Source organism: Pedobacter heparinus (genome assembly GCF_032678725.1).
Taxonomy (GTDB): domain Bacteria; phylum Bacteroidota; class Bacteroidia; order Sphingobacteriales; family Sphingobacteriaceae; genus Pedobacter; species Pedobacter heparinus_A.
Genome location: NZ_JAVTSC010000012.1, coordinates 33,627 through 56,410 on the forward strand (window position 1 = coordinate 33,627; position 22,784 = coordinate 56,410).

The 22,784-nt window shown below is 40.8% G+C and carries 12 protein-coding genes; 11 read left to right on the forward strand and 1 reads right to left on the reverse strand.

Going from position 1 to position 22,784, the window contains the following annotated elements:
- Window positions 1–31 precede the first annotated feature (31 nt).
- The 9 genes from R2Q85_RS17605 to R2Q85_RS17645 all read left to right on the forward strand — a co-directional run bounded on the left by R2Q85_RS17605 (window position 32) and on the right by R2Q85_RS17645 (window position 19,295).
- A complete protein-coding gene (locus tag R2Q85_RS17605; RefSeq protein WP_316813106.1) occupies window positions 32–4,078 on the forward strand; it encodes a two-component regulator propeller domain-containing protein in 4,047 nt (1,348 codons plus the stop codon).
- A gap of 116 nt (window positions 4,079–4,194) precedes the next feature.
- Window positions 4,195–7,242: a chondroitinase family polysaccharide lyase gene (locus tag R2Q85_RS17610; protein ID WP_316813107.1), complete on the forward strand. Its 3,048-nt coding sequence runs from the start codon at window positions 4,195–4,197 to the stop codon at window positions 7,240–7,242.
- 8 nt (window positions 7,243–7,250) lie between these two features.
- Entirely contained in the window at window positions 7,251–9,137 is a 1,887-nt protein-coding gene (locus tag R2Q85_RS17615) for an alpha-L-fucosidase (protein WP_316813108.1), read from the forward strand.
- Window positions 9,138–9,254: 117 nt separating this feature from the next.
- The gene (locus R2Q85_RS17620) at window positions 9,255–12,404 is read left to right on the forward strand and encodes a TonB-dependent receptor (RefSeq protein ID WP_316813109.1); all 3,150 of its coding nucleotides are present in this window, start codon (window positions 9,255–9,257) and stop codon (window positions 12,402–12,404) included.
- Window positions 12,405–12,452: 48 nt separating this feature from the next.
- Window positions 12,453–14,450, forward strand: a complete 1,998-nt coding sequence (locus tag R2Q85_RS17625) for a RagB/SusD family nutrient uptake outer membrane protein (protein ID WP_316813110.1) — start codon at window positions 12,453–12,455, stop codon at window positions 14,448–14,450.
- A gap of 20 nt (window positions 14,451–14,470) precedes the next feature.
- Window positions 14,471–15,502, forward strand: coding sequence for a DUF5017 domain-containing protein (locus R2Q85_RS17630; RefSeq protein ID WP_316813111.1), 1,032 nt, complete (start codon window positions 14,471–14,473; stop codon window positions 15,500–15,502).
- Between the two features lie 38 nt (window positions 15,503–15,540).
- Window positions 15,541–16,809, forward strand: a complete 1,269-nt coding sequence (locus R2Q85_RS17635; RefSeq protein WP_316813112.1) for a glycoside hydrolase family 88 protein — start codon at window positions 15,541–15,543, stop codon at window positions 16,807–16,809.
- A gap of 252 nt (window positions 16,810–17,061) precedes the next feature.
- Window positions 17,062–18,042, forward strand: a complete 981-nt coding sequence (locus R2Q85_RS17640; RefSeq protein ID WP_316813113.1) for a peptidoglycan DD-metalloendopeptidase family protein — start codon at window positions 17,062–17,064, stop codon at window positions 18,040–18,042.
- A 68-nt stretch (window positions 18,043–18,110) separates the two neighbouring features.
- Window positions 18,111–19,295 (forward strand): GAF domain-containing sensor histidine kinase, encoded by a 1,185-nt coding sequence (locus R2Q85_RS17645; RefSeq protein ID WP_316813114.1) that lies wholly within the window; start codon window positions 18,111–18,113, stop codon window positions 19,293–19,295.
- A 2-nt stretch (window positions 19,296–19,297) separates the two neighbouring features.
- On the opposite strand, the gene R2Q85_RS17650 is transcribed toward R2Q85_RS17645, so the two are convergent.
- Window positions 19,298–19,717 (reverse strand): hypothetical protein, encoded by a 420-nt coding sequence (locus tag R2Q85_RS17650; RefSeq protein ID WP_316813115.1) that lies wholly within the window; start codon window positions 19,715–19,717, stop codon window positions 19,298–19,300.
- A gap of 161 nt (window positions 19,718–19,878) precedes the next feature.
- Here R2Q85_RS17650 and R2Q85_RS17655 point away from each other — a divergent pair, with 161 nt between their 5' ends.
- Both R2Q85_RS17655 and R2Q85_RS17660 read left to right on the forward strand, forming a co-directional pair.
- On the forward strand, window positions 19,879–20,241 hold the full coding sequence (locus R2Q85_RS17655) for a response regulator (RefSeq protein WP_316813116.1): 363 nt from the start codon (window positions 19,879–19,881) through the stop codon (window positions 20,239–20,241).
- A gap of 96 nt (window positions 20,242–20,337) precedes the next feature.
- Window positions 20,338–22,740: a glycoside hydrolase family 3 N-terminal domain-containing protein gene (locus R2Q85_RS17660; RefSeq protein ID WP_316813117.1), complete on the forward strand. Its 2,403-nt coding sequence runs from the start codon at window positions 20,338–20,340 to the stop codon at window positions 22,738–22,740.
- Window positions 22,741–22,784: the final 44 nt, after the last annotated feature.

The following is a 22,784-nucleotide window of genomic DNA, read 5'->3' on the forward strand; positions in this document are numbered from 1 at the left end:
TTCGGCTGGATTAACAGGAGGCCGCGAAAAAATGCTTTTCAGAAAAATTATAATATTTGTTTGGCTAATATGTATATCGATCCATATAAAAGCGCAAAAAACAACAGCATACGAGGATATTAAATTCATCAACATTTCTTTAAAGCAAGGGCTTACACAAAGTTCAGTATTGAGCATCTTACAGGATCGTAAAGGATACATGTGGCTGGGAACCAGAGATGGGTTGAATAAGTATGATGGGGTAAGATTTGTACAGTACAGATATGATTCAAGAGATGCGAACAGCCTCAGTCATAATTTAGTTAGAGCATCCTGCGAAGACGAGTATGGAAATTTATGGATAGGGACAGCCAATGGCCTGAACAGGTATGAAGCGCAGGCGGACAATTTTGTTCGTTATAAATTATCCCAGACTGGTAACCAAAAGCAAAATGATATCTTATCTCTTTGTACCGATGGAAAAGGGAACCTTTGGGTAGGAACTGCTCAGGGCTTGTTTAAACTGGACATCAAAAAGGATACAAAGGTTCTTTATCAGTATAAAGAAAAGCAGCCGGGCAGTTTGTCTGCCGATATTATACAAGCTTTGTTGAAAACGCCGGACGGAAACATTTGGGTCGGTACCAATAAAGGGGTCGATCAATACCGATCTGCATCTGATGGCTTTGTACACTATCGTCTTCCCGGGGCCGCAGGTACAAATACGAACTTTATAGCTTCTTTGTATCTGGATAAACAGCAGAATTTATTGTTGGGCTACAAAGGTGGACTGGCCATTCTCAACAAAAAAAATAATGCTTTTGAAAATTATCAGATAGGAGTAAATGCTATCACAGATCCTGTAAGATGCATACAGGAAGATGGACATAATAATTTATGGATAGGGACCTATAACGGGCTGTATATTTTGAATGTAGCCGATAAAAGCATCACACGATATCAGCATGATGAAAACAATAACAGCAGCCTGAGTCAGAATTCTGTTTATAGCATCTGTAGAGACCAGATGGGTGATATGTGGGTAGGTACTTATTTTGGTGGGATAAATTATTATAGCAGCAGTTATAATAGGTTTAAACACGTATCGGCTGGCAATAATAACCGTACCCTTAACTATAAAGTTGTAAGTTCCATTATTGAAGATGCTGCACATAACCTCTGGATTGGTACAGAGGGCGGTGGTATTAATTTTTATAATAGAAAAACCGGAATCTTTACTTACTATACCCATTCAGAAAATGATCCGTACAGCATTAGTGCTAACAATGTGAAAACAATGTTAATGGACAAAACCGGAGGATTATGGATTGGTTTGCATGATGGGGGGCTTAATTATCTCAATACAACCAGTCGACCATACCGGTTTAAAAGAATCAATAGCGGTACTGATAGCAACCTTAGCAGCAACAGGGTAGTGTCATTATTTCAGGATAAGGCAGGTAATATATGGATTGGCACTTCGGGCGGGGGATTAAATCGATTAAATACGATTACTGGGAAAATAACGCGCATTGTTCAGAATGAAAAGCTAATAGGTGATATTGTATATATGATAGCAGCCTCTTCAAAAAATGGAAAGGTTTTAATAGGAAGCAATGCCGGCCTGGCGGAAATGGATATAAATACCCTGCAAATCAGGCAGGTATTATTTAATGATGCCGCTAAAGGTAATACACCGGTTCCTGTATTGTCCATTTATAATAAACCTGGAGGCGAGCTCTGGGTGGGTACGGAAGGTGACGGTCTTTATAGTTATAATCTCCTGACTAAAAAAGGGAAACATTACGGAATTGCCGAAGGCCTACCCAATGATGTTATTTATGGTATTTTACCTGATGCGAAGAATAATTTATGGCTAAGTACTAATAATGGACTAAGCCAACTGCAGTTGCCTTCTGGTAGAATAAGAAATTTTGATGAGTCGGATGGCTTACCTTCAAAAGAGTTTAATTATGGAGCAAGTATGCTTAATAAAATGGGACTACTTTACTTTGGTGGAACCAATGGTTTCTGCTTCTTTAACCCTGATCAGATTACTACCAATGCTTATGTTCCGCCTGTATATATCACCTCGATAAAAGTAAATAACCAATTGATTAACGCCTGGGATGGAGAAAAAGAGTTAGAACTGGCTCATGATCAGAACATGCTGAACTTTACTTTTGTAGCACTTAACTATTCGCAGCCACAAAAAAATCAGTATGCAGTTCAGTTAGAGGGTTTTGATAAAGACTGGAACGATTTGGATAATACCAATTCACTAACGTATACCAATCTGGATGCCGGTACCTATACTTTTAACGTAAAAGCTTCTAATAACGATGGGATGTGGAACAAAAAAGGCACAAGCATTAAGATACATATAGGAACTGCACCCTGGAAAACATGGTGGGCATATTCCATATATGGTATAATTATATGTTCCATTTTATTTCTGATGAGACGCCAAACACTGCAGCGGCTTAAAGTGCGTAATGAGTTGGCAGCAGAACGAAGTGAAAAAGAAAAAATGAAGTACCTGAATCAGCTGTTCACCAATGTCTCTCATGATTTCAGAACGCCACTTACATTGATCATGAGTCCTTTACAACAAATGATACAATTGGGAAAAGGAGATGAATATGTGCAAAGGCAACATCAGGTGATGTATAAAAATGCAAGGGCACTCATGATGCTAATTAACCAATTGTTAGATCTTAAAAAGAGTGAAAGTGCGACAACAACATTACAGGTTTCGCAACAGAACATTGTACCTTATCTGGAGGAGATAAAATCCTATTTTGATGAGTATGCCAGGGAAAGAGAAATTCATTATTATTTTGAAAGAACAGACCCCGTAATCATGGTCTGGTTTGATGGACTGCAATTTCAAAAGGTTATTTACAATCTTTTATCTAATGCTTTTAAGTTTACCCCTGCTGGTGGAACAATAACATTAAGTGTGAAAGCTAATTCCGATTATGTTACTATTGAGGTGCTGGATACCGGTGCCGGAATACCCGAAGCTCATATTAATATGATTTTTGACCAGTTTTATCAGGTTAAGCAGGGGTATGGAACTGGTATTGGATTGGCTCTTGTTAAAAACATTGTAACTATGCATCAGGGAAATGTGGAGGTGCAAAGTGTGGAAAATCAAGGTAGCTGCTTTAAGATTATCCTGCCTATAAAAAAACTTAGACCATCCGGTTATGACATGTATGGTTCTGAAATTATAAATCCGGTAAGTCCATATATGCCCTGGCAATATGATTTGCCTCAATTACCTGAAAAACCCTTTACGTATGATGAAAAGCGTGCATCTATTTTAGTAGTGGATGATAATGACGACTTGCGTCGATTTATTTCTGGTTTGTTTAGTATGTCCTATAATGTTTATAATGCGGAAAATGGGCTGGAGGCGATCAAAATAGCCAGTGAAAAAAGTATAGATGCGGTAATAAGTGACGTAATGATGCCTGAAATGGATGGCATGGAGTTCTGTAGAAGAATGAAGTCAGATATACTAACTAGTCATATACCTATATTGCTCATTACGGCAAAAGCAACCTTTGAATCCGAGAAGTCCGGTTATGAACTAGGTGCAGATGCTTATATTACAAAACCATTTGATCCGGATGTACTGAGCATTAGAATCCATCATTTGCTGGAATCGAGAAAAAAACTGGTAGAGAAATATCACCGGCAATTTATCCTTCAACCAGCAGGTACAAATGCATTTGGAGCGGCAGCTTCTCCGGATGAACAGTTTCTAAAAGAATTTACGATCATTGTTAACGAGTATTTAATGGAACCTGATTTTACAATCGATGTATTGGTGAAAAAGATAGGCATGAGCAGGTCCGTATTGTATCGTAAGTTAAAGGCGCTAACTGGACAGTCTATAGCCGAGCTTGTTAAAACTATAAAGCTTAAAAAAGCGGCACAGTTACTAATGACTACCAATATGTCTGTTTCAGAAATAGCCTTTGCTTTGAACTTCAATGATCAAAAGCATTTTCGTCAATCATTTAAAGCACTTTTTAATCAATTGCCTTCTGCTTATCGAAAGCAAACAGAAAATGACGCTGGGACCTAAAAGCGTAAATGCGCACAAAACGAACAACAACTCCCGCTAAATAGGATAAAAAACCACTCCTGCTTTGCATGCACTGTTCCTAAATTGGCCGTACAAACCAACGTAAAACTGTAAGGATGATGAGAACGAAACTCCACTGGTTAAATGGCCTATTACATCTATTTTTAACATTTTGTCTAATATTAGCTGCGATTACTGTTTTTTCGCAAAAGGGACCTTTTGTAGAGTCATTTGAGCGGGATGATGTCTTGAAAAAGTATATCGCATCCGAAGGCAGTATCATTTCTACCAGTGCAAAGCATTACCGATATGGTAAGCAGGCATTGAAATGGACCTGGAAAGGAAAGGATGCTTCAATATCAACCTCATACTTCAGGCTTTTAGAAAAGGGAATGCAGAAGTTTGATTATGATTTTCCAACAAGTCCCACTTTTGTTTTTTCTGTATATAGTGAAAAGCCACAGCAGGGGAGCGCTGCTATTCGCTTTAGTACACAAGGTAATGATGCAGCGTGGTTTACTTTTCCTCTTAATTTTTATGGATGGCGTACATTAATGGTTCCTTTTTACGAAATGGAGGGACATATTCCACAAAAAACAGCACCTGTCAGTTTTGATTCATTTAAAATAACTGCTACAGCTTCATCGGGTACGCTTTTATTTGACGACGTTGTTTTTTCGCAGTATGTAGACGACAGAATGCAAAGCCCGGATTACTTAGTCCCTTTTATTAAAAAAGAAGTGCCGGCAGGGTCTGATCATTTTATGCCGGGTCTTTATTATGATGCCCTGGCCCGGCAGCTAAAGCCAACAACAATTACAGCTAAAGAAAAAAAAGGTCTTTTAGAAGTAGAACAGAAAATTTCAAAGGAACTGTTAACAGGTGTTGACAAGTATAATTATATACGCATTGTTACAGACTTTATTAAATTGGGTATTCGGGAAAGCGATGACAAGCGCGTGGTGTTAGGGCCTCCACTTACACATAGAGATGATTTTTTTTATCATGATGTTGCGCAACAAGGAACTCAGGTGCAAAATTCTACAAAATCACTTGGGGAGGTGATGAAAACTATCGCCAGAGCATATGCTATAGCACCAGATAACAGTGATGAGAAAAGAAACCTGGAAAATATGTTTTTACTGGCCACCCGTTATTTTTTAGATCAGGGCTGGCAAAGGGGTGCAAATGGTGGTAGCCGCAGCTTAATAGGCTATTTCACAAGGGAGTTAACTGAAGGATGCTATTTGATGAAACAACCTTTGGCAAAAGCGGGTTTGCTTAACGAGGTGGGTGGAAGCCTGCAGTGGTTAAATAACCTGGGGAAAATGTTGGGTCCGGATAACAGCTTTAGGGTTGATCTTGATTTTTTAAATACCCAGGCTTATGGCTGCCTTCTGATTAGCCTGCTTTCCGACAGCAGGGACCTGCAAGCGACATGGCTTCATGCGTACTCCAATTACATCAGTGTTGTGCTGGGGCAGCAAGATAAGCCAGAAGCTTATAAACCTGATGGAACAGCCTGGCATCATCGGGGGCATTATCCCGCCTATGCTTATGGATCATTCGCTTCGGTGCCACGCATATTATCTACTTTATCTGGTACCAGTTTCAAAATTGGAGAAACAGGACACAAAAACTTTAAGAAAGCTTTTTTAGCTGCTATTGCTTATAGCCATTTATACAGCTGGGGATTTGGTAATGCCGGCCGCCACCCGCTGCACTCAAATTCAATTGACGGATTAAAAAATGCCTGCCTGGCATTGGCGATGAGCGGAAATCCTGAAGGCAGTTCCAAAATTGACAATGAACTTGCTGCTGCTTATATCAGGCTCTGGGGAGCAAAAGATAAAATTAATACAGATATCTTCAATAAGGCAGGAACCAGCGTGCAACAGCCTGCTCCTTATGTGGTATTTCCGTACGGCGCAACAGCAGTGCAGCGTAATAATAATTGGGCAGCAATTATAAAAGGTTATAGTAAGTACTTATGGGCTTCTGAAATATATGCTGCAAACAATCGCTATGGACGTTATCCGGCAAATGGGACTATCCAATTGTTAAATGGAGGGGGTGAGCTCTCTAGTGGCTTTTCGCAGGATGGGTGGGACTGGAACCGATATCCCGGAGCGACCGTAATCCATCTCCCACTCGAAAAGCTGGAAAGTCCAAGGCCTCTTTTAAAGTTTAGCTCGGGAGAGGTCTTTACAGGTGCCGCTACATTAAATGGATATGGCGTGTTTGCCATGCAGCTAAATGAGGGGCCTGCTAAAGGACCTTTCACCGGACAGCTTAAAGCAAAGAAATCTGTATTCTCTTTTGGTGAGAAGTTAGTTTGTATAGGTAGTGATATATCAGCAGTTGATCCTGCTTATCCTGTTCAGACAAACCTCTTCCAGCTGGCACTTTCTAAAACAGAGGCAGCGGTATACACTCAGCGATCTGGAACAGTAAAAGACTTTCCTTTTGAGGGGAAAGGAGGAGATTGGTTGATAGATCAGCAAGGAAGTGGATACCATGTGTTGGTAGGGGATGTCGACTTGCAGAAAAGTAAACAGCGGTCATTTAATGGTGAATATTCTGTTAATAAAGCCCTAAAAAACAGGGTGAAGTCTGAAGAGTTACCTTATACTTATGGGAATTTTTCCGCTGCATGGATCAACCATGGGATAAGTCCTAAAGGTGCATCTTATCAGTATATTATTTATCCTTTTATGGCTAAGGCTGATCAAGTGAATTTTGGGCAAAAAATAATGGCTGATCATTCGGTACAGGTATTACAGGCTGATAGTATTGCGCATATTGTGACATACAAACCTGAAAAATTAACCGGATATGTGTTGTTTAACGCTAAAGCATTTTCTGGAAAAGATGTGTTGGTTAAAGTTTCAACTCCTTGTATGGTGATATTACAGCAAAAGGAGACCGATAAAATTGCAGTTAGTTTGGTACAACCTGATCTGAATTTTCCTGTAGATAAGAAGAATAAGAATCTTTTTGAGTGTATTAGTGAACCTGTTTTGGTTACAGTAAACTTTAACGGGCGCTGGAAGGCGAATGCAGTTGGTGTAAAAGTGCAGACTTCTTATGCTAATAACCAAACAGCTGTTACAGTAGAATGCCAACATGGTTTTTCTCAACTATTAGAACTTGAAAAGAATTAAGCAATTTAATGATGAATACAATATTTAAGACCCTGATTGGTGCATTTGTTTTTACAATAATAAGCTGCAGCTGCCTTGCACAAGAGCTGAATGGAACTACTGAGAATACTTTAGCTCCTACGGGGAATCGTTCTAATGTAGACGCTTTTTTTTATGGCAATACAACATCAACAATAAAGCTACCGGTAGAAACAGAAGAAGAATATACCCAACGCATGAAATGGTGGAAGGATTCGAAGTATGGTATGTTTATCCATTGGGGTTTATATGCTATTTTGTCGGGATACTACAATGGACAAAGAACACCGTCTATTCCTGAATGGATCCAAAATACGCTCCAAATTCCACTTGCTGAATATAAAAAGCTGGTGCCTGAGTTTAACCCGGTAAGGTTTAATGCAGACGATTGGGCCAGGCTGGCTAAGGCAGCAGGAATGAAATATGTAGTATTAACGGCTAAGCATCATGATGGATTTGCACTTTTTGATTCAAAAGCTTCTGAATATGATATCATGAGTACACCCTATAAAATAGATATCGTGAAAGCTTTAAAAGAGGCTTGCCATAAACAAGGTCTAAAATTCGGACTTTATTACTCTCAGAACATTGATTGGGAACACCCCCAAAATGCAATATTGAATGGTGGTAAGCATTCATGGATGAATCTGAAAGACTTTAAGCCAGCGCAGATGAATAAGGATCTTTATTTAAAAGAGAAAGCCTACCCGCAGCTTAGAGAGCTTTTAACCAATTATGGGAAAATAGATATACTTTGGTTTGATATGGGAACGGGCTTAAATAATGATGAAGTGCGGAATTTTGTTAAGATATGTAAAGAATTGCAACCTGCGATACTCATCAGTTCCCGTATTGGTGCAGAAGTGAATGAAAAGAAAGCACATAGAGATATGTTATTTGATTTTTATACACCGGACGACAATTTCTTTACGGGTGATGACTTGTCTATGCCCTGGGAGATGGTTGGTACTACTAACGGCTCATGGGGCTATAGAAAGGATGATACGCATTGGAGAACACCTAAGATGATATTAAGTTCTTTGTTAGCTTGTGCAAGCCGTAACGGGAACTATATGCTGAACATGGGACCTGAGCCTAATGGATTGATGCCACAAGAAGCCACAGACCGTATTTTGCAGGTAGGGGACTGGCTTAAAAAATATGGGGAAGCTGTATACAATACTACTGGTTCGCCTTTTACCTGGGATGAAACCTGGGGCTATATTACACAAAAGCCTGGCAAGCTCTATCTTAATGTCACACAATGGCCTGAAAATAACCAGCTACGAATTCATGGGTTGCTCACCAAACCCAAAAAGATATATCTGATGGGGAATATTAAAGCACTGCCTTTTGACTATGATGGCAATTTTTTAAATATTAATCTGAGGGGCGTTTCAAAAACACAGCTGGCTACAACTATTGTAGTAATCTTCCAAACGGAGAAAATATCGATAAGTAAGTTGCTGACGCAGGGTATAGACAAAAGTATAGCGCTTTACCGCATTGAGAGTCATTATGATGCTGCACAAAAATTTTCTACCTGGACATTTAAGGTACATACTCCGGGTAGGTATAAAGTGTCTATAATATCCAATGAGAAAGGTGGTCATGCAAGACCAGAATGGAAAGGAGCCGATCAGCAGGGGGCTTTAGAAGTAGCGGGGCAAACTATACCAGTAAAATTGGATAGAGATAAAGAGAAAATTAATCCTGCTTTATTTTTCTATAAAGAAATAGAAAGTGACATCGGCATGGTTGTGCTACCTCGGGCAGGGACCTATTCCCTCTGTTTAAAAGACTTTGATATCAATGCGCGTAAGTGGCAACCAGGCCTTTTTTTAGACAAAATAAAGTTGCAAATAATGGGGGATTGATCAGTTTCCCCCCTTAAATAGACTTGTAAATACCGCTTTCAATGGATTGTTCGTATGTAGATTTGCTAATGATGATCTCGTATGTTTTACGAAAAACCAAATTTAAACTTTTTAAGTATGAGAAAAATTTACCTTTTAATTATCTGTATGCTCTGTTCGGCCTTAATTTTTGGCCAGCAAACAAGGCAGGTTGTAGGCGTTGTTTCAGAGCAGGGGCCAAACACACCTTTAGTAGGCGTAAGTGTATTGGTTAAGGGTACCAAAACTGGCGCCACCACAGACAAGAATGGTCGTTATGCTATTCAGGTTCCATCTGCCGGTTCCAGCGCCCTTATATTTACCTATATCGGTTACCTGAAAAGGGAGGTTAATGTTGGGGATAAGGGAGTGCTTAATGTGGTACTCACGGAAGACAGTAAATCCCTCAACGATGTGGTGGTAATTGGATACGGTACCAGCAAGAAAGGAGATCTGGTAAGTTCAATTGGCCAGGTTGATATGAATGATATGGTGAAAGCACCAGTTCGTTCCATCGACGAAGCACTTGCTGGTCGTGTAGCGGGTGTTCAGGTTAACTCTTCAGACGGTCAACCCGGTTCTGCTGTAAATATAGTCATTAGGGGCGCGAATTCTATTACGCAAAGTAACAGCCCACTTTATGTTGTGGATGGTTTTCCAATAGAAGGATTTAACCTGAATGTATTCGACCCTAAAGATATAGAATCTATAGATGTGCTTAAAGACGCATCTGCTACAGCAATTTATGGTGCACGGGGAGCAAATGGGGTAATTATGATTACTACCAAAAAGGGAAAGATTGGCGAACCGGTATTTACATTTAGCCCGACCGTGAGTATGGATAACAACATCAAAACCATGAAATTGATGAGCCCGTACGAATTTGCAAAACTGCAATTGGAACTGGTTCCGGGAGCCTTGGGCTCTCCATCTGATCCAACTCCGATTTATACTTTGTTAACAAGACCTAACAGAACACTGGAAGACTATAGAAATCTTACTGCTACAGACTGGCAAAAACCTTTTTTCCAAACGGGTTTAAGACAGGATTATTCTTTGGCCTTAAGAGGAGGAACAGGTAAAACCGTGTATTCTGTTTCAGGAAATATTAATGACCAGAAAGGAACGATCATTAATACAACTTATAAAAGATATCAGGGTAGAATTTCATTGGATCAAACATTGACCAGTAGGCTTAAAGTTGGATTAAATGGTAGCTATAGCTATTTGCTTCGCGGTGGGAATTCGGCATCTCAGGGTACTGGTGGAAGTGGGAGTACCCTGATTTTGTATAGTGTCTGGGGTTATTCACCTGTTTCCGATTATACCGTAGACGAAGGTGTAGACGAAACAACGGGCAGTGGAACCGATTATAAATATAATCCCATCATGAACCAGGCAAATATGTTAAGGAATAATAAGACTTATAACTTAAGCCTGAACGGATATCTTGACTATGCGATTACTAAAGACTTAAAACTGAAGATAACGGGAGGTATGAACAGTGCCAGGGTAATTAATGAGGCATTTAACAATTCCAAAACTTATCTCGGTAGCCCTGTTACTTCGCCAGGTAGAACTAGTGGAGTAAATGGTTCAATAACACAGGCAAATGATAACAACTGGTCAAACGAAAATACGCTGACCTGGACAAAGACCATTAAAAAACAACATAACCTCAATATTCTAGGTGGATTTTCAGCTCAGGGAAATACAAGTAACTCCTTTGGTTTTGGAGCAACTTTGATCCCTAATGAAAAGCTTGGTCTTAGTGGTTTGGAAGAAGGTACCGTAAGACCAGTTACCACAGCAGGTAGTTCTTTATGGAATCTGGCTTCTTTTTTTGGTAGGGTAAAATATAACTATAAATCAACATATTACCTGGAAGCATCCTATCGTGCTGATGGCTCTTCTAAATTTGCTCCCGATAATAAGTGGAGTTATTTCCCATCTTTAGGTGCTTCATGGCGCTTTATTAAAGAAGACTTTTTTAAAGACAGCAAAATATTATCTGACGGTAAGCTAAGGGCCAGTTATGGTAAAACCGGTAACAACAGGGTAAGCGATTTTGCTTATCTGTCTACAACAGACGTGGCGCCCGGAAGTTCCTATCCCTGGAACAATATTTATGTAACCAGTATTCTTCCCAGGGATCTTGGAAATCCAAAAGTAAAATGGGAAACCACAGATCAATATGATGCAGGGCTGGATATCGCCTTTTTGAAGAATAGAATTTCATTAACAGCTGATGTATATCAAAAGAATACAAAAGACCTGCTTTTGAAGGCTACCCTGCCAACCTCTTCCGGCTATGTCTCTGCGTTTAAAAATGTTGGCGCAGTATCCAACAGAGGTTTAGAGTTCAGTTTAAATACAATTAATATCAGTAACAAAAATTTCCAGTGGAGCAGCAGCTTTAACATTTCCTTTAATAGAAATAAGGTATTAGAGCTGACCGAAGACCAATTGACTTTGCCTTCATCAACTAATTGGGATAACGGTTATACTAATATAGCTTCCTACATCGCTAAAATTGGCGAGCCATTGGGTTTAATGTACGGCTTTATCTGGGAAGGAAATTACCAATATAGTGATTTTACACAAACCTCAACCGGTGAGTATCTTTTAAAAGATAATGTACCTTCAAACGGTTCAAACCGGAACGTTGTTCAGCCTGGAGACATTAAATACAAGGATATCAATGGCGACGGAACTATAAGCTCCGCAGATCAGACGGTTATAGGTAAAAGTTTGCCCATACATACAGGCGGGTTTTCAAATAATTTCACCTATAAAAACTTTGACCTGAATGTTTTCTTCCAATGGTCGTATGGTAATGATATCCAGAATAATAACCGTCTGGTGTTTGAAGGTGGCAGAGCCACGAGATTCTTACAGCAGTTTGATAGTTACACAGATCGCTGGTCGCCCGAAAACCAGGGCTCATCTAATTTCCGCCCTGGTGGTTTTTCTATAGCCGGTTATTCTTCAAGAACATTAGAGGACGGTTCATTTATTCGCCTGAAAACGGTATCCTTAGGTTACAATGTGCCTAAATCCATTTTAAGTAAAGTTAAGATCAGTGCGGCACGCGTTTTCCTGTCGGCTCAAAATCTATATACATGGACAAAATATTCTGGTCTTGATCCGGAAGTAAGTACTTATAATTCGGTACTTACCGGGGGCTTTGATTATAGTGGTTATCCAAGAGCCAGATCATTGGCTTTTGGTGCAAACATTACTTTTTAAGTTTTGTGTTAAATGAAATCAAAACATTCACAGAAAAAACAAAATCAAATGAAAAAGTTATTATTTTCTATCATCATATTAAGTCTGGGTCTTGGTTCCTGCAAAAAGTTTTTAGATACCGTACCCACAGATAGTCTGGTACAAAAAGATTATTATGATTCTGAAGCTAAGCTGATCAATGCATTGGCGGGTGTATACTATCCTCTTTCGCTTGGCTCCATGTACGGTGATTTTTTAAACTGTACTTATAATATCTCCGATGAGGCTTTTTATCAAAGAAGTGCGCAAACAATCGGCGTAATGGTTTATAATTTTGACTATGCTGATAACACAATAGCCAATCTCTGGCAACAGTGTTATGTTGGCATTGAAAGAGCAAATTTGCTCATCGCCAATATCAATGTAGCGCAAATGGACGAGGAAAAGCGTAAACCTATTTTGGGAGAAGCCCTCTTTATTCGTGGTTATTATTATTTCCTGCTTGCCAGCAATTTTGGCGATGTGCCACTTAAAATAGAAGCTACTAAATCACCAGCTGCAGAAGATGTGCAGATATCGAGAACTCCCGTAAGAGCGGTTTATGCACAAATATTAAGTGACATGGAAAAGGCCGAAGGCTTGACCTCTAAAATTACTGATCTGGGGTTTAGTGGACGTGTATCTAAAACGGTTGTTCAGGGTATCCTGGCCAGGGTATGTTTAACGATGGCGGGTGAACCTTTAAAAGATGAAACGAAATACAAGGATGCAAGAGCCTGGGCTTTAAAAGTCATGGAATCTGGTGACCATAGTTTAAATTCAAGTTATAAGCAATTGTTTATAAACATGCATAACGATGCGTACGACATTAAAGAAAGTATGTGGGAAGTTGAATTTAAAGGAAATGGAGCTGACGGATTAGGATCGACAGGAAGATTGGGAAATACTGGTGGTATCCAAATGCAGGCGACAACCGCTATAGGAAATAAAATTGGTTATTCTTACGGATTTTTACATACTACAGCACGTTTGTTCAACCTTTTTCAACCGGGAGATTTGAGACGTGACTGGAATCTGGCACCGTTTGGTTATAACACGAGTTATACAGACCGGTATTACTACAATTATTATACGCCTGCACAAATTTATAACCGCGATGCAGGTAAATTTAGAAGAGAGGCTTATGTACTTGACAATAAAAACCAGAATACAACACCGATTAATTACCCATTGTTAAGATATGCTGATGTGTTATTGATGTTTGCAGAAGCAGAAAATCATATAAACGGACCTACAACGCTGGCCTATGATGCCATTAATCAGGTAAGAAGAAGGGCATATGGTTTCAGTCCAACTACGGTTGGAGCCAGTGTTTCTGTAGTCAATACCATTAACCTGGCCTCTGCAGGTAATACAGGCTACATCGGTAGTTTAAATAACATTCCGGTGACCATAACCGGAGGTGGCGGTACAGGTGCTACGGCTCAGGCTACGGTTCATAACACATCCGGCAAAGTAACTGCAGTTGCGGTGCTTAATCCGGGTAATGGTTACACCTCGCTGCCTACCATAACAATAGGTACAGGATGGGCTACAGGAGTAAATTATGCTGTAAATACGCAGGTTTTTAATGGAAATAATCTATATACGGTAACCACTGCAGGGATCTCTACCGCAACAGGTCCGACGAATGCTACAGGTGCCTCATCAGCAAGTGTAACCGGCGCTGTATTTACTTACGCAGGTGTAAGAGCTACTGCCACCGCCACAAGAGCAACCTCTGTAGTTGATTTAAGTGGTTTAACGCCAATTAGTTTTCAGCTGGCGATTGAAAATGAACGTTCGATGGAACTTTGTTTTGAATCTTTAAGAAGGCCGGATTTAATTCGCTGGGGAAAATTTGTGAGTACAATGAATGCTGTTGGTACTGAAATCAGGGAAAATGGTGCATCGTTTTCTTACGGAGGACTTGGAGGATCTAACGTACAGCCGAAACATGTACTGTTTCCAATTCCTTCTGCAGAAACTACAGTAAACAAAGCGGCAGTTCAAAATCCAGGTTGGTAATCATTTTAAAATAGAAAATTATGAAATTTTTAAATATAAGCATGTTGGCCGGCGTATTGTTGTTCGCGGCCTGCGATAAAACACTTGAGGAAAAACAGGTGACATTTGATGTGTCCAGCACAAAAATAGATGGACAGGCCAGTGATACTTTCACAGAAAAGGATACTATTGTTTATCAATTTAATGGAAACGCTGAAGTGGTTACTTTTTATTCTGGGATTGTTGGGCAGCGCTACGAATTTAAAGATCGTATTACCGCTAAAGGTATTCCTCAACTTACATTTAGTACAATAAGGGCCACTGGTGCACAAGCAAATTCTTTGCAGTTGCTCGTGTCTTCAGATTTTAAAGGTGTTGTTGCAAAATCAAAGACGGTTCAAGGGGTGGTTACACAAGACACCGCTGCAACGATGAGTAATATTGCCGTGGCCAACTGGACAAACATCAGCACCCGCGCTACCTGGTCTACAGGTGCTACAGCTGCAGTAAGCTCAGGTGTAATTGATCTTTCTGATTTTGATAAAGGAGTACCTGTGTTTATCGCATTTAAATACCTTGCAACTGCTGGTGCCACTCAAAACAAATGGACAATCAGTGCACTTTCCTTAAACAACGTTTTACCGGATAATACAGTTTATACCCAGGCCAATTTTGCTGCTCCAAATCAAAGTATCACAAATTACGGTGTAAATACACCTGGTTTAGGCTGGTTAAGTACTTTTGATGAAGGCTTAAATAAAAACAGATATAGATGGGTTTACAGTTCCGGTATAGGTGCTGCAGGTACCCTGGTCATAACTGGTGCAACAAGCGCAGGTGCTGCTACGGCAGGAGCTGAAGCATGGGCCATTTTGGGACCCATAGATTTGCGTAAAGTTTCTCCGGATGCCGGTTTACCTATTAAAGATGTAAATAAGTTGATGAAGAGTTACGCTGACGCAACAGGCTATACCGAGGGCAAGTATAAAGTAACATTCGTGGCTTCAAACAACACCGTTAATGGTACTTCGGACGTTGTGCGTCAATTGCCAATAGCAATCACCAAGCCTTAATTTACAGTTAAAGTATTTATTCTATTACAACAATACAAATGAAACTAACCAATTTAAATGTTAAAAGACGCAGTCTTTTGCTGGCTTCGGCACTTGCGGTCTCGGTATCTGCTTCCGCATTTTTTTGGCTTTCGCCTAAAACAGAGCTGATAAGTAAGGACTTTGCTGTTTCGGAAAAGCAATATGCGCAGTTGCTTAAAACCTCCACCGACCTCACCGCTTTTCCCCGTACCAGTAATAAAGATGGCTCGGTAAGAACAACAGATGTCTGGGATTGGACACAGGGCTTTTTTGCCGGAGGCTTATGGTATATTTACGAGTATACACAGCAGCCGGAATGGAAAGCTGCGGCTACAAAATGGACTGAAGCCCTGGAACAGGCACAATTTTTAACTCAGCATCATGATGTAGGCTTTGTGATGTATTGTTCTTATGGCAATGCCATCAGATTTGAAAAAGACCCTGTTAAATTAGAAAAATACCATAAAATACTGATCCAGTCGGCCGAGTCTGCCTTAACCCGCTTTGATCCGAAAGTAGGCCTGATCAAGTCCTGGAACGCTAAAAAATCCTGGGACAACAAGACTACCTGGCAATACCCGGTGATCATTGACAATATGATGAACCTGGAGATGCTTTGTTATGTATCTAAGCTAACTGGTAACCCGAAGTATAGGGAAGTGGCCATCAGCCATGCTTTGCATACCATGAAAAATCATTTCAGGCCAGATTTCAGTACCTATCACGTAGTAGATTATGCTGCCGATGGTAAGGTTTTGCATCAGCAAACCAATCAGGGTTATGCTGATAATTCGACCTGGTCAAGAGGGCAGGGATGGGCCATTTATGGTTTCACCATGATGTACAGGGAAACGAAAGACAAACGCTTTTTGGAGGCTGCTCAAAAAGCAGCAGATTTTTTCATCAATCATCCAAATTTACCAAAGGATAAAATTCCGTACTGGGACTTTAACGCGGAACAGAAAGGATATAACCCTGATTTCGATTATAAGGCCAATAAGCTTTCTTACATTCCCCGTGATGCTTCTGCGGGATCATTGACGGCTTCAGGTTTACTGGAGTTGAGTACTTTTGCGAAGGATGGACAGAAATATTATAAAGCTGCAGAGCAAATGTTGATATCATTATCAGGTGATAAATACCTGGCTAAATCAGGTACAAATTCTGGCTTTATCTTAAAACATTCGGTGGGCAGTTTACCACATAATTCTGAAATCGATGTACCGTTGATTTATGCGGACTACTACTTTTTAGAGGCTTTGCTGAGGTACAAGAAATTAAAATAACCATTCTCTTCAAGGGCTGTATAACCGCGCTGAAGGAACGCGGAGACGCTATGCCCTTTCAGAGAAGGTAATTTTATGCTCAATATAGGTCAAGGGCTGCATAACCGCGCTGAAGGAACGCGGAGACGCTATACCCTTTCAGAGAAGGTAATTTTATGCTCAAAGCAGGAGGAGGAGAGGTATTATTGTACCTCACCTTTTCAAACTGTAAGTTTTTCTAACTTAGTGCAACTTATACCTTAAATGCTAAACATGAAAAAATCATTTCTGACAATTTTACTTTCTTTAGGGTTGTGTATTGCTTATGGGCAGACGGAAAGTCCGGAAAGTAAATATGCAGTCAGCGTATTCAAAAAGTATTACAACAACAACCAGTTTGACAGTATCTTCTCGATGTTTTCGGCCAGTACCAAAGTTGCACTGCCTTTAGATAAAACCAGGGGTTTTTTAAACCAGCTGAAAAGTAAGTACGGGAACCTTACCGAAATGAGCTTCCAGGATTATCAAAATGGTTTTGGCATCTATAAATCAGCTTTCCAGAATGGATTGCTAACGCTTAGTATCGCCGTGAATAAGGATAAGGAGATCACAGGTTTATATGCAAAACCTTACGAAGAGGCCACGCAGTCTTTATTAAAGAGAAACATCACTGCTATGCGTTTGCCTTTTAATGGAGCGTGGAGCGTGTTTTGGGGTGGTGATACTAAGGAATCCAATTACCATGTTGTTTCTAAATTTCAAAAGAATGCCTTTGATATCGTGATCCATGATGCAGCTGGTAAAAGTTTCAAAACCACCGGAAAAACAAATGAAGATTATTACGCCTTTGGGCAGCCCCTGCTTGCTCCCTGTGATGCAGAAGTAGTGCTTGCTGTAGATGGTGTTAAAGACAATGTACCCGGAGCTGTAAATCCGATGTATGTTGTAGGTAACTCGGTACTCCTCAAAACTAAAAATAAAGAGTATATCCTCTTTGCCCATTTCAAACAGCATTCTCTTAAAGTAAAGCAGGGCGATCAGGTAAAACGCGGCCAGCTGTTAGGCCTTTGTGGCAATTCAGGTAATTCTTCTGAGCCCCATTTGCATTTTCACATCCAGGATGCAGAAGATTTTAACAAAGCCACTGGTGTAAAATGTTATTTTGACCAGCTGAAAGTAAATGGTGCTGTTAAAACCGATTACTCGCCAGTTAAGGGAGACAGAGTGACGGCGGTAAATTCTCCGGCTTTTTGATGTAGCGCGCTGATTGTACATAAAAATGTGATAAATTATTACGTTCTTTATAAGTCGCTAAACTGATCATGGAAACTGTTAATATCCTTGACGATCTTAAATCAATCTCCCGTATAGCTGCGGTAGATTCTATATTGGAAATCATTTGCCGTACCACTGGAATGGGCTTTGCCGCAGTGGCAAGGGTAACTGAAACCCAGTGGATAGTCTGTGCGGTAAAAGATGAGATCAGTTTTGGATTAAAACCTGGCGGTGAATTGATACTTGAAACTACCATTTGCAATGAGATCCGTTCGCATCACCAGGAAGTGGTGATTGATCACGTGGCTGCTGATGCCGCTTTCGCAGATCACCATACGCCTAAAATGTATGGATTTCAGAGTTACATTTCTATTCCAATCCTGCTGAAGGACGGTACTTTTTTTGGGACTTTATGCGCCATCGATCCGCTACCCAGAAAACTCCGGAATGAGCAGATCATCGGTATGTTTAAAAACTTCGCTGAACTGATCGCTGCACAGCTGGAAATCCAGGAAAAGGTCAACGAAACAGAATCCAGCTTGGCTGAGGAGCGGAAAACTGCGGAACTCAGGGAACAATTTATTGCCATACTTGGCCATGACCTGCGTAATCCTGTTGGGGCAGTATCTAATGCCGCACAGTTACTGCTTAGGATGCCGCTGGATGACCGGATGAGGAGGCTGGCAGGTATTATACAAGATTCTTCTCTGCGGATAAAAGGACTGATCGAGAATATTCTTGATTTTGCCAGGGGTAGGCTTGGAGAAGGAATCCGGGTCAATTTAAAACAGGAACGTTCATTGGGAACAATGCTTTTTAATGTCATCACTGAGCTTCAACTCAGTTATCCTGACAGGGTTGTTGAAACGGATTTCAGGTTAAGCTCAGCTGTCAGTTGTGACGGGTTAAGGATAGCCCAGTTATTTTCTAACCTGTTAGGAAATGCTTTGAGCCATGGTGATCCGGAGCAGCCTGTTAAAATTAGTGCCATTACTGATCATGACACTTTTATACTTTGTGTGTCCAACTTTGGAGAAGAGATTTCAGCTGCAGCTATGGGACGCCTTTTTCAGCCGTTTTCCCGTGGCGAAGTCAGACCAGGGCATGACGGGCTTGGGCTTGGGCTTTTCATTTCATCAGAAATTGCGAAAGCGCATGGCGGCACGCTGGATGTAGTATCTGAAAATTATCAAACCTGCTTTACCTTAAAAATCCCTTTATTTCAGGATTAAGTTTATTTGATCCTGATATAGCTGCTGGTAAAGCCGTCGTAAGCATTGTCTGCGATGTTAAGTGTATCCTTTCTTATGCTAATGATGCAAACTCTATTCGGGGAAACACCTGTTACATCAAATCTGATCGCATGATCCTCTTTTCCGGTATATATACTTTTAGCGCTGGTCAATTCATAAGGGCCCTGATCAACAGGCTGGTCATTTTCCGTTCTTACAAATGTCTGGTTGTTCCTGAATTCAAGAACGGTTTTTACTGCAGGATCAGCAGGATAATACTTTCCCGAAATACCACCGCCCTGCCCGGTATACTGCCATTTTCCCAATAGCTGCTTTTCGAAACTGCTGGTTTGTGATTGTTTTTTACAGGCTGTAAAAGCAAGTAAGGTAAAAGCCAGGAAGTAAAAATTAAATGTCTTCATGTCAGTGGTTTGATCTTGTCTATGTAGGCTAAACGTAAAAGTAAACCAGTATGCTACAAAAATTAAAAAAATGTAAAGTTGATAACTTGGCAAAGGTTGATAAGTATTGTAAACTTCTAGTTGTCAGTAGCGTTAATCCATTACATCAAAGATCATAGGTTATGAAAAAGTGTATTTATGTTGTAGAAGACAATGCGGCAATCAGGGATGTCATTGAATTCATGCTTACCGAGGATGAATATGAAGTGGTGGCATCGCCTACTGTTAATGATTTCTGGAAACAGATGCAGAAGCGGAGTCCGGATATGGTGGTGCTTGATATTATGCTGCCGGATGGAAACGGACTGGAAATTTGCGAGCGGTTGAAACGGAGCGTTAAAACGCATAGTATTCCTGTAATGATGATGTCGGCCAACAATTACCTCAGCAAGGTTAAATCAAAATGTATAGCCGATGAGTTTATCAACAAGCCCTTTGACCTGGACGATTTTGCCAGTAGAATAGAGTATTATGTACATAATTGACAATCATTTGCCAAAATCGCTGAGGGTATAGCCAATTTGAAAAGGTGTTTATATATTAATTTAGGGGTTTTAACCCTGAATTGTAATTAAACAGCTATGAGTTACAAACCGTTTTTAATCCTTCCCTTTTTATTTTTGGCGTCGTATGCGGATGCGCAAAAGAATATCTATCATAAAGGCTGGGTAGATTTTAACAAAAATGGAAAGATGGATGTTTTTGAAGATGCTTCCATGTCTGTTGACAGGAGAGTAAAAGATCTGTTGGGACAGATGAACCTGGAGGAGAAAACTTGCCAGACAGCCACGCTTTATGGCTACGGACGGGTTTTAAAAGATGAAATGCCTACGCCTGAATGGAAAACAAAAATCTGGAAGGATGGTATCGCAAACATAGATGAGGAGCTGAACAGTTTGCCTTATAACAAGAAAGCCGTTACCCGGTATTCTTTTCCGTTTAGTAAACATGCCAATGCCATTAACACCGTACAGAAGTGGTTTGTTGAAGAGACCAGACTCGGAATCCCGGTAGATTTTAGCAATGAAGGTATTCATGGTTTATGCCATGACAGGGCCACGCCCTTTCCGGCTCCTGTAAACATTGGCTGCACCTGGAACAAAAACCTGGTGTACCGGGCTGGAAGTGTTGTTGGTCGTGAAGCAAAAGCGCTAGGATATACGAATGTTTACGCGCCGATCCTGGATATAGCCCGTGACCAGCGCTGGGGCAGGGTAGTGGAGTGTTATGCAGAAGATCCATACCTGATAGCAGAGCTGGGCAAACAAATGACCCTTGGTATCCAGGACCAGGGTACAGCAGCAACTTTGAAACATTATGCGGTATACAGTGTGCCTAAAGGAGGACGTGATGGACAAGCACGTACCGACCCGCATGTTGCGCCCAGGGAATTGCACGAAATGTTTTTGTATCCGTTCAGGAGAGTGATCCAGGAGGCTAAACCGATGGGCATCATGAGCAGTTATAACGACTGGAATGGCGAACCCATAACTGGTAGCTATTACTTCCTGACAGAGCTGCTGCGCAGGCAATATGGATTTGACGGATATGTGGTGTCGGACAGTGAAGCGGTAGAGTTCCTCTCCGGTAAACATCATGTGGCAGAAAATTATAAACAAGCCGTTAAACAGACCATTGAGGCCGGTTTAAATGTACGCACCCATTTTACGAAGCCTGAAGACTTTATTCTTCCACTTAGGGAGCTGGTTAAAGAAGGTGCTGTATCCATGAAAATACTCGATGAGCGGGTGTCCGATGTGTTAAGGGTGAAGTTCAGGCTGGGCCTGTTTGATGACCCTTATGTTAAAGATCCGGCTGCTGCAGATAAAAAAGTGCATACCAAAGCAGATGAAGAACTGGCAGTACAACTGAACAGGGAATCAATGGTGTTGTTAAAAAACGACAAAAGTCTGTTGCCTCTGGAGCTTAATCAATATAAAAATATCCTGGTTACCGGGCCACTGGCTACAGAAGTAAACTATACCACCAGTAGGTACGGCCCCTCCAATAATCCCATCATCTCCATTTTGGAAGGCATAAAAGCCTATGCAGGCAATAAGGCAAAAATAAACTATAGTAAGGGCTGCGAGGTAATTGATTCCAGATGGCCGGAAAGTGAGATCATCCCTACAGCCTTGACAGCTGAAGAGCAGACGCAAATTGATCAGGCTATAGCTGCCGCAAAAAGCTCGGATGTCATTATTGCCGTAGTAGGAGAGACTGATGATCAGGTTGGTGAAAGTAAATCGAGGACCAGTTTAAATTTACCTGGACGCCAGTTAATGCTGTTGCAGGCGCTGCAGGCTACTGGAAAACCTGTAGTAATGGTCATGGTGAATGGACGTCCTTTGACCATCAACTGGGAAAACCGCTACTTGCCAGCGATCCTTCAGGCAGGATTTCCGGGGCCATCGGCAGGTAAAGTGGTTGCTGAAACTTTGTTTGGCGAGAATAACCCAGGCGGTAAACTGACCATGACCTATCCAAAATCTGTTGGACAAATTGAATTGAACTTCCCTTTTAAGCCTGGCTCTCAGGCAGGACAGGGTAAGAATGACGATCCAAATGGCAATGGTAAAACCAGGGTGCTGGGCGCGCTGTATCCCTTTGGATATGGCCTCAGTTATACCACTTTTGAGTTTAGTAATTTAAACTTAAGCAAGCAAGAAATCCAGAGTCAGGCCAGTGTACAAATCAATGTGGATGTGAAAAATACCGGATCACGCAAGGGTGATGAAGTGGTGCAATTGTACCTGAAAGATATGGTGAGTAGTGTAACTACCTATGAGTCTGTTCTTAGGGGTTTTGAAAGAGTAAGCCTGGCACCAGGAGAAACCAAAACCGTTAAATTTACCCTGCAGCCGGATGATCTGGCTATCCTTGATAAGAATATGAACTGGACCGTAGAACCAGGGAAATTCAGGGTCATGATCGGTAATTCTTCAGAAGATATCAAATTAAAAAAGGAGTTTACAGTAAAATAATCGGGTTATCCGGGCAAAAAGAAATCTTTTCTTCTAAAGCTGGC

Bases quoted from the DNA above. Each gene is read 5' to 3' on its own strand.
- R2Q85_RS17630 (WP_316813111.1), top strand. From the start codon at position 14,471: ATGAAATTTTTAAATATAAGCATGTTGGCCGGCGTATTGTTGTTCGCG.
- R2Q85_RS17640 (WP_316813113.1), top strand. From the start codon at position 17,062: ATGAAAAAATCATTTCTGACAATTTTACTTTCTTTAGGGTTGTGTATT.
- R2Q85_RS17635 (WP_316813112.1), top strand. From the start codon at position 15,541: ATGAAACTAACCAATTTAAATGTTAAAAGACGCAGTCTTTTGCTGGCT.
- R2Q85_RS17650 (WP_316813115.1), bottom strand. From the start codon at position 19,717: ATGAAGACATTTAATTTTTACTTCCTGGCTTTTACCTTACTTGCTTTT.
- R2Q85_RS17615 (WP_316813108.1), top strand. From the start codon at position 7,251: ATGATGAATACAATATTTAAGACCCTGATTGGTGCATTTGTTTTTACA.
- R2Q85_RS17655 (WP_316813116.1), top strand. From the start codon at position 19,879: ATGAAAAAGTGTATTTATGTTGTAGAAGACAATGCGGCAATCAGGGAT.
- R2Q85_RS17620 (WP_316813109.1), top strand. From the start codon at position 9,255: ATGAGAAAAATTTACCTTTTAATTATCTGTATGCTCTGTTCGGCCTTA.
- R2Q85_RS17605 (WP_316813106.1), top strand. From the start codon at position 32: ATGCTTTTCAGAAAAATTATAATATTTGTTTGGCTAATATGTATATCG.
- R2Q85_RS17660 (WP_316813117.1), top strand. From the start codon at position 20,338: ATGAGTTACAAACCGTTTTTAATCCTTCCCTTTTTATTTTTGGCGTCG.
- R2Q85_RS17625 (WP_316813110.1), top strand. From the start codon at position 12,453: ATGAAAAAGTTATTATTTTCTATCATCATATTAAGTCTGGGTCTTGGT.
- R2Q85_RS17610 (WP_316813107.1), top strand. From the start codon at position 4,195: ATGATGAGAACGAAACTCCACTGGTTAAATGGCCTATTACATCTATTT.
- R2Q85_RS17645 (WP_316813114.1), top strand. From the start codon at position 18,111: ATGGAAACTGTTAATATCCTTGACGATCTTAAATCAATCTCCCGTATA.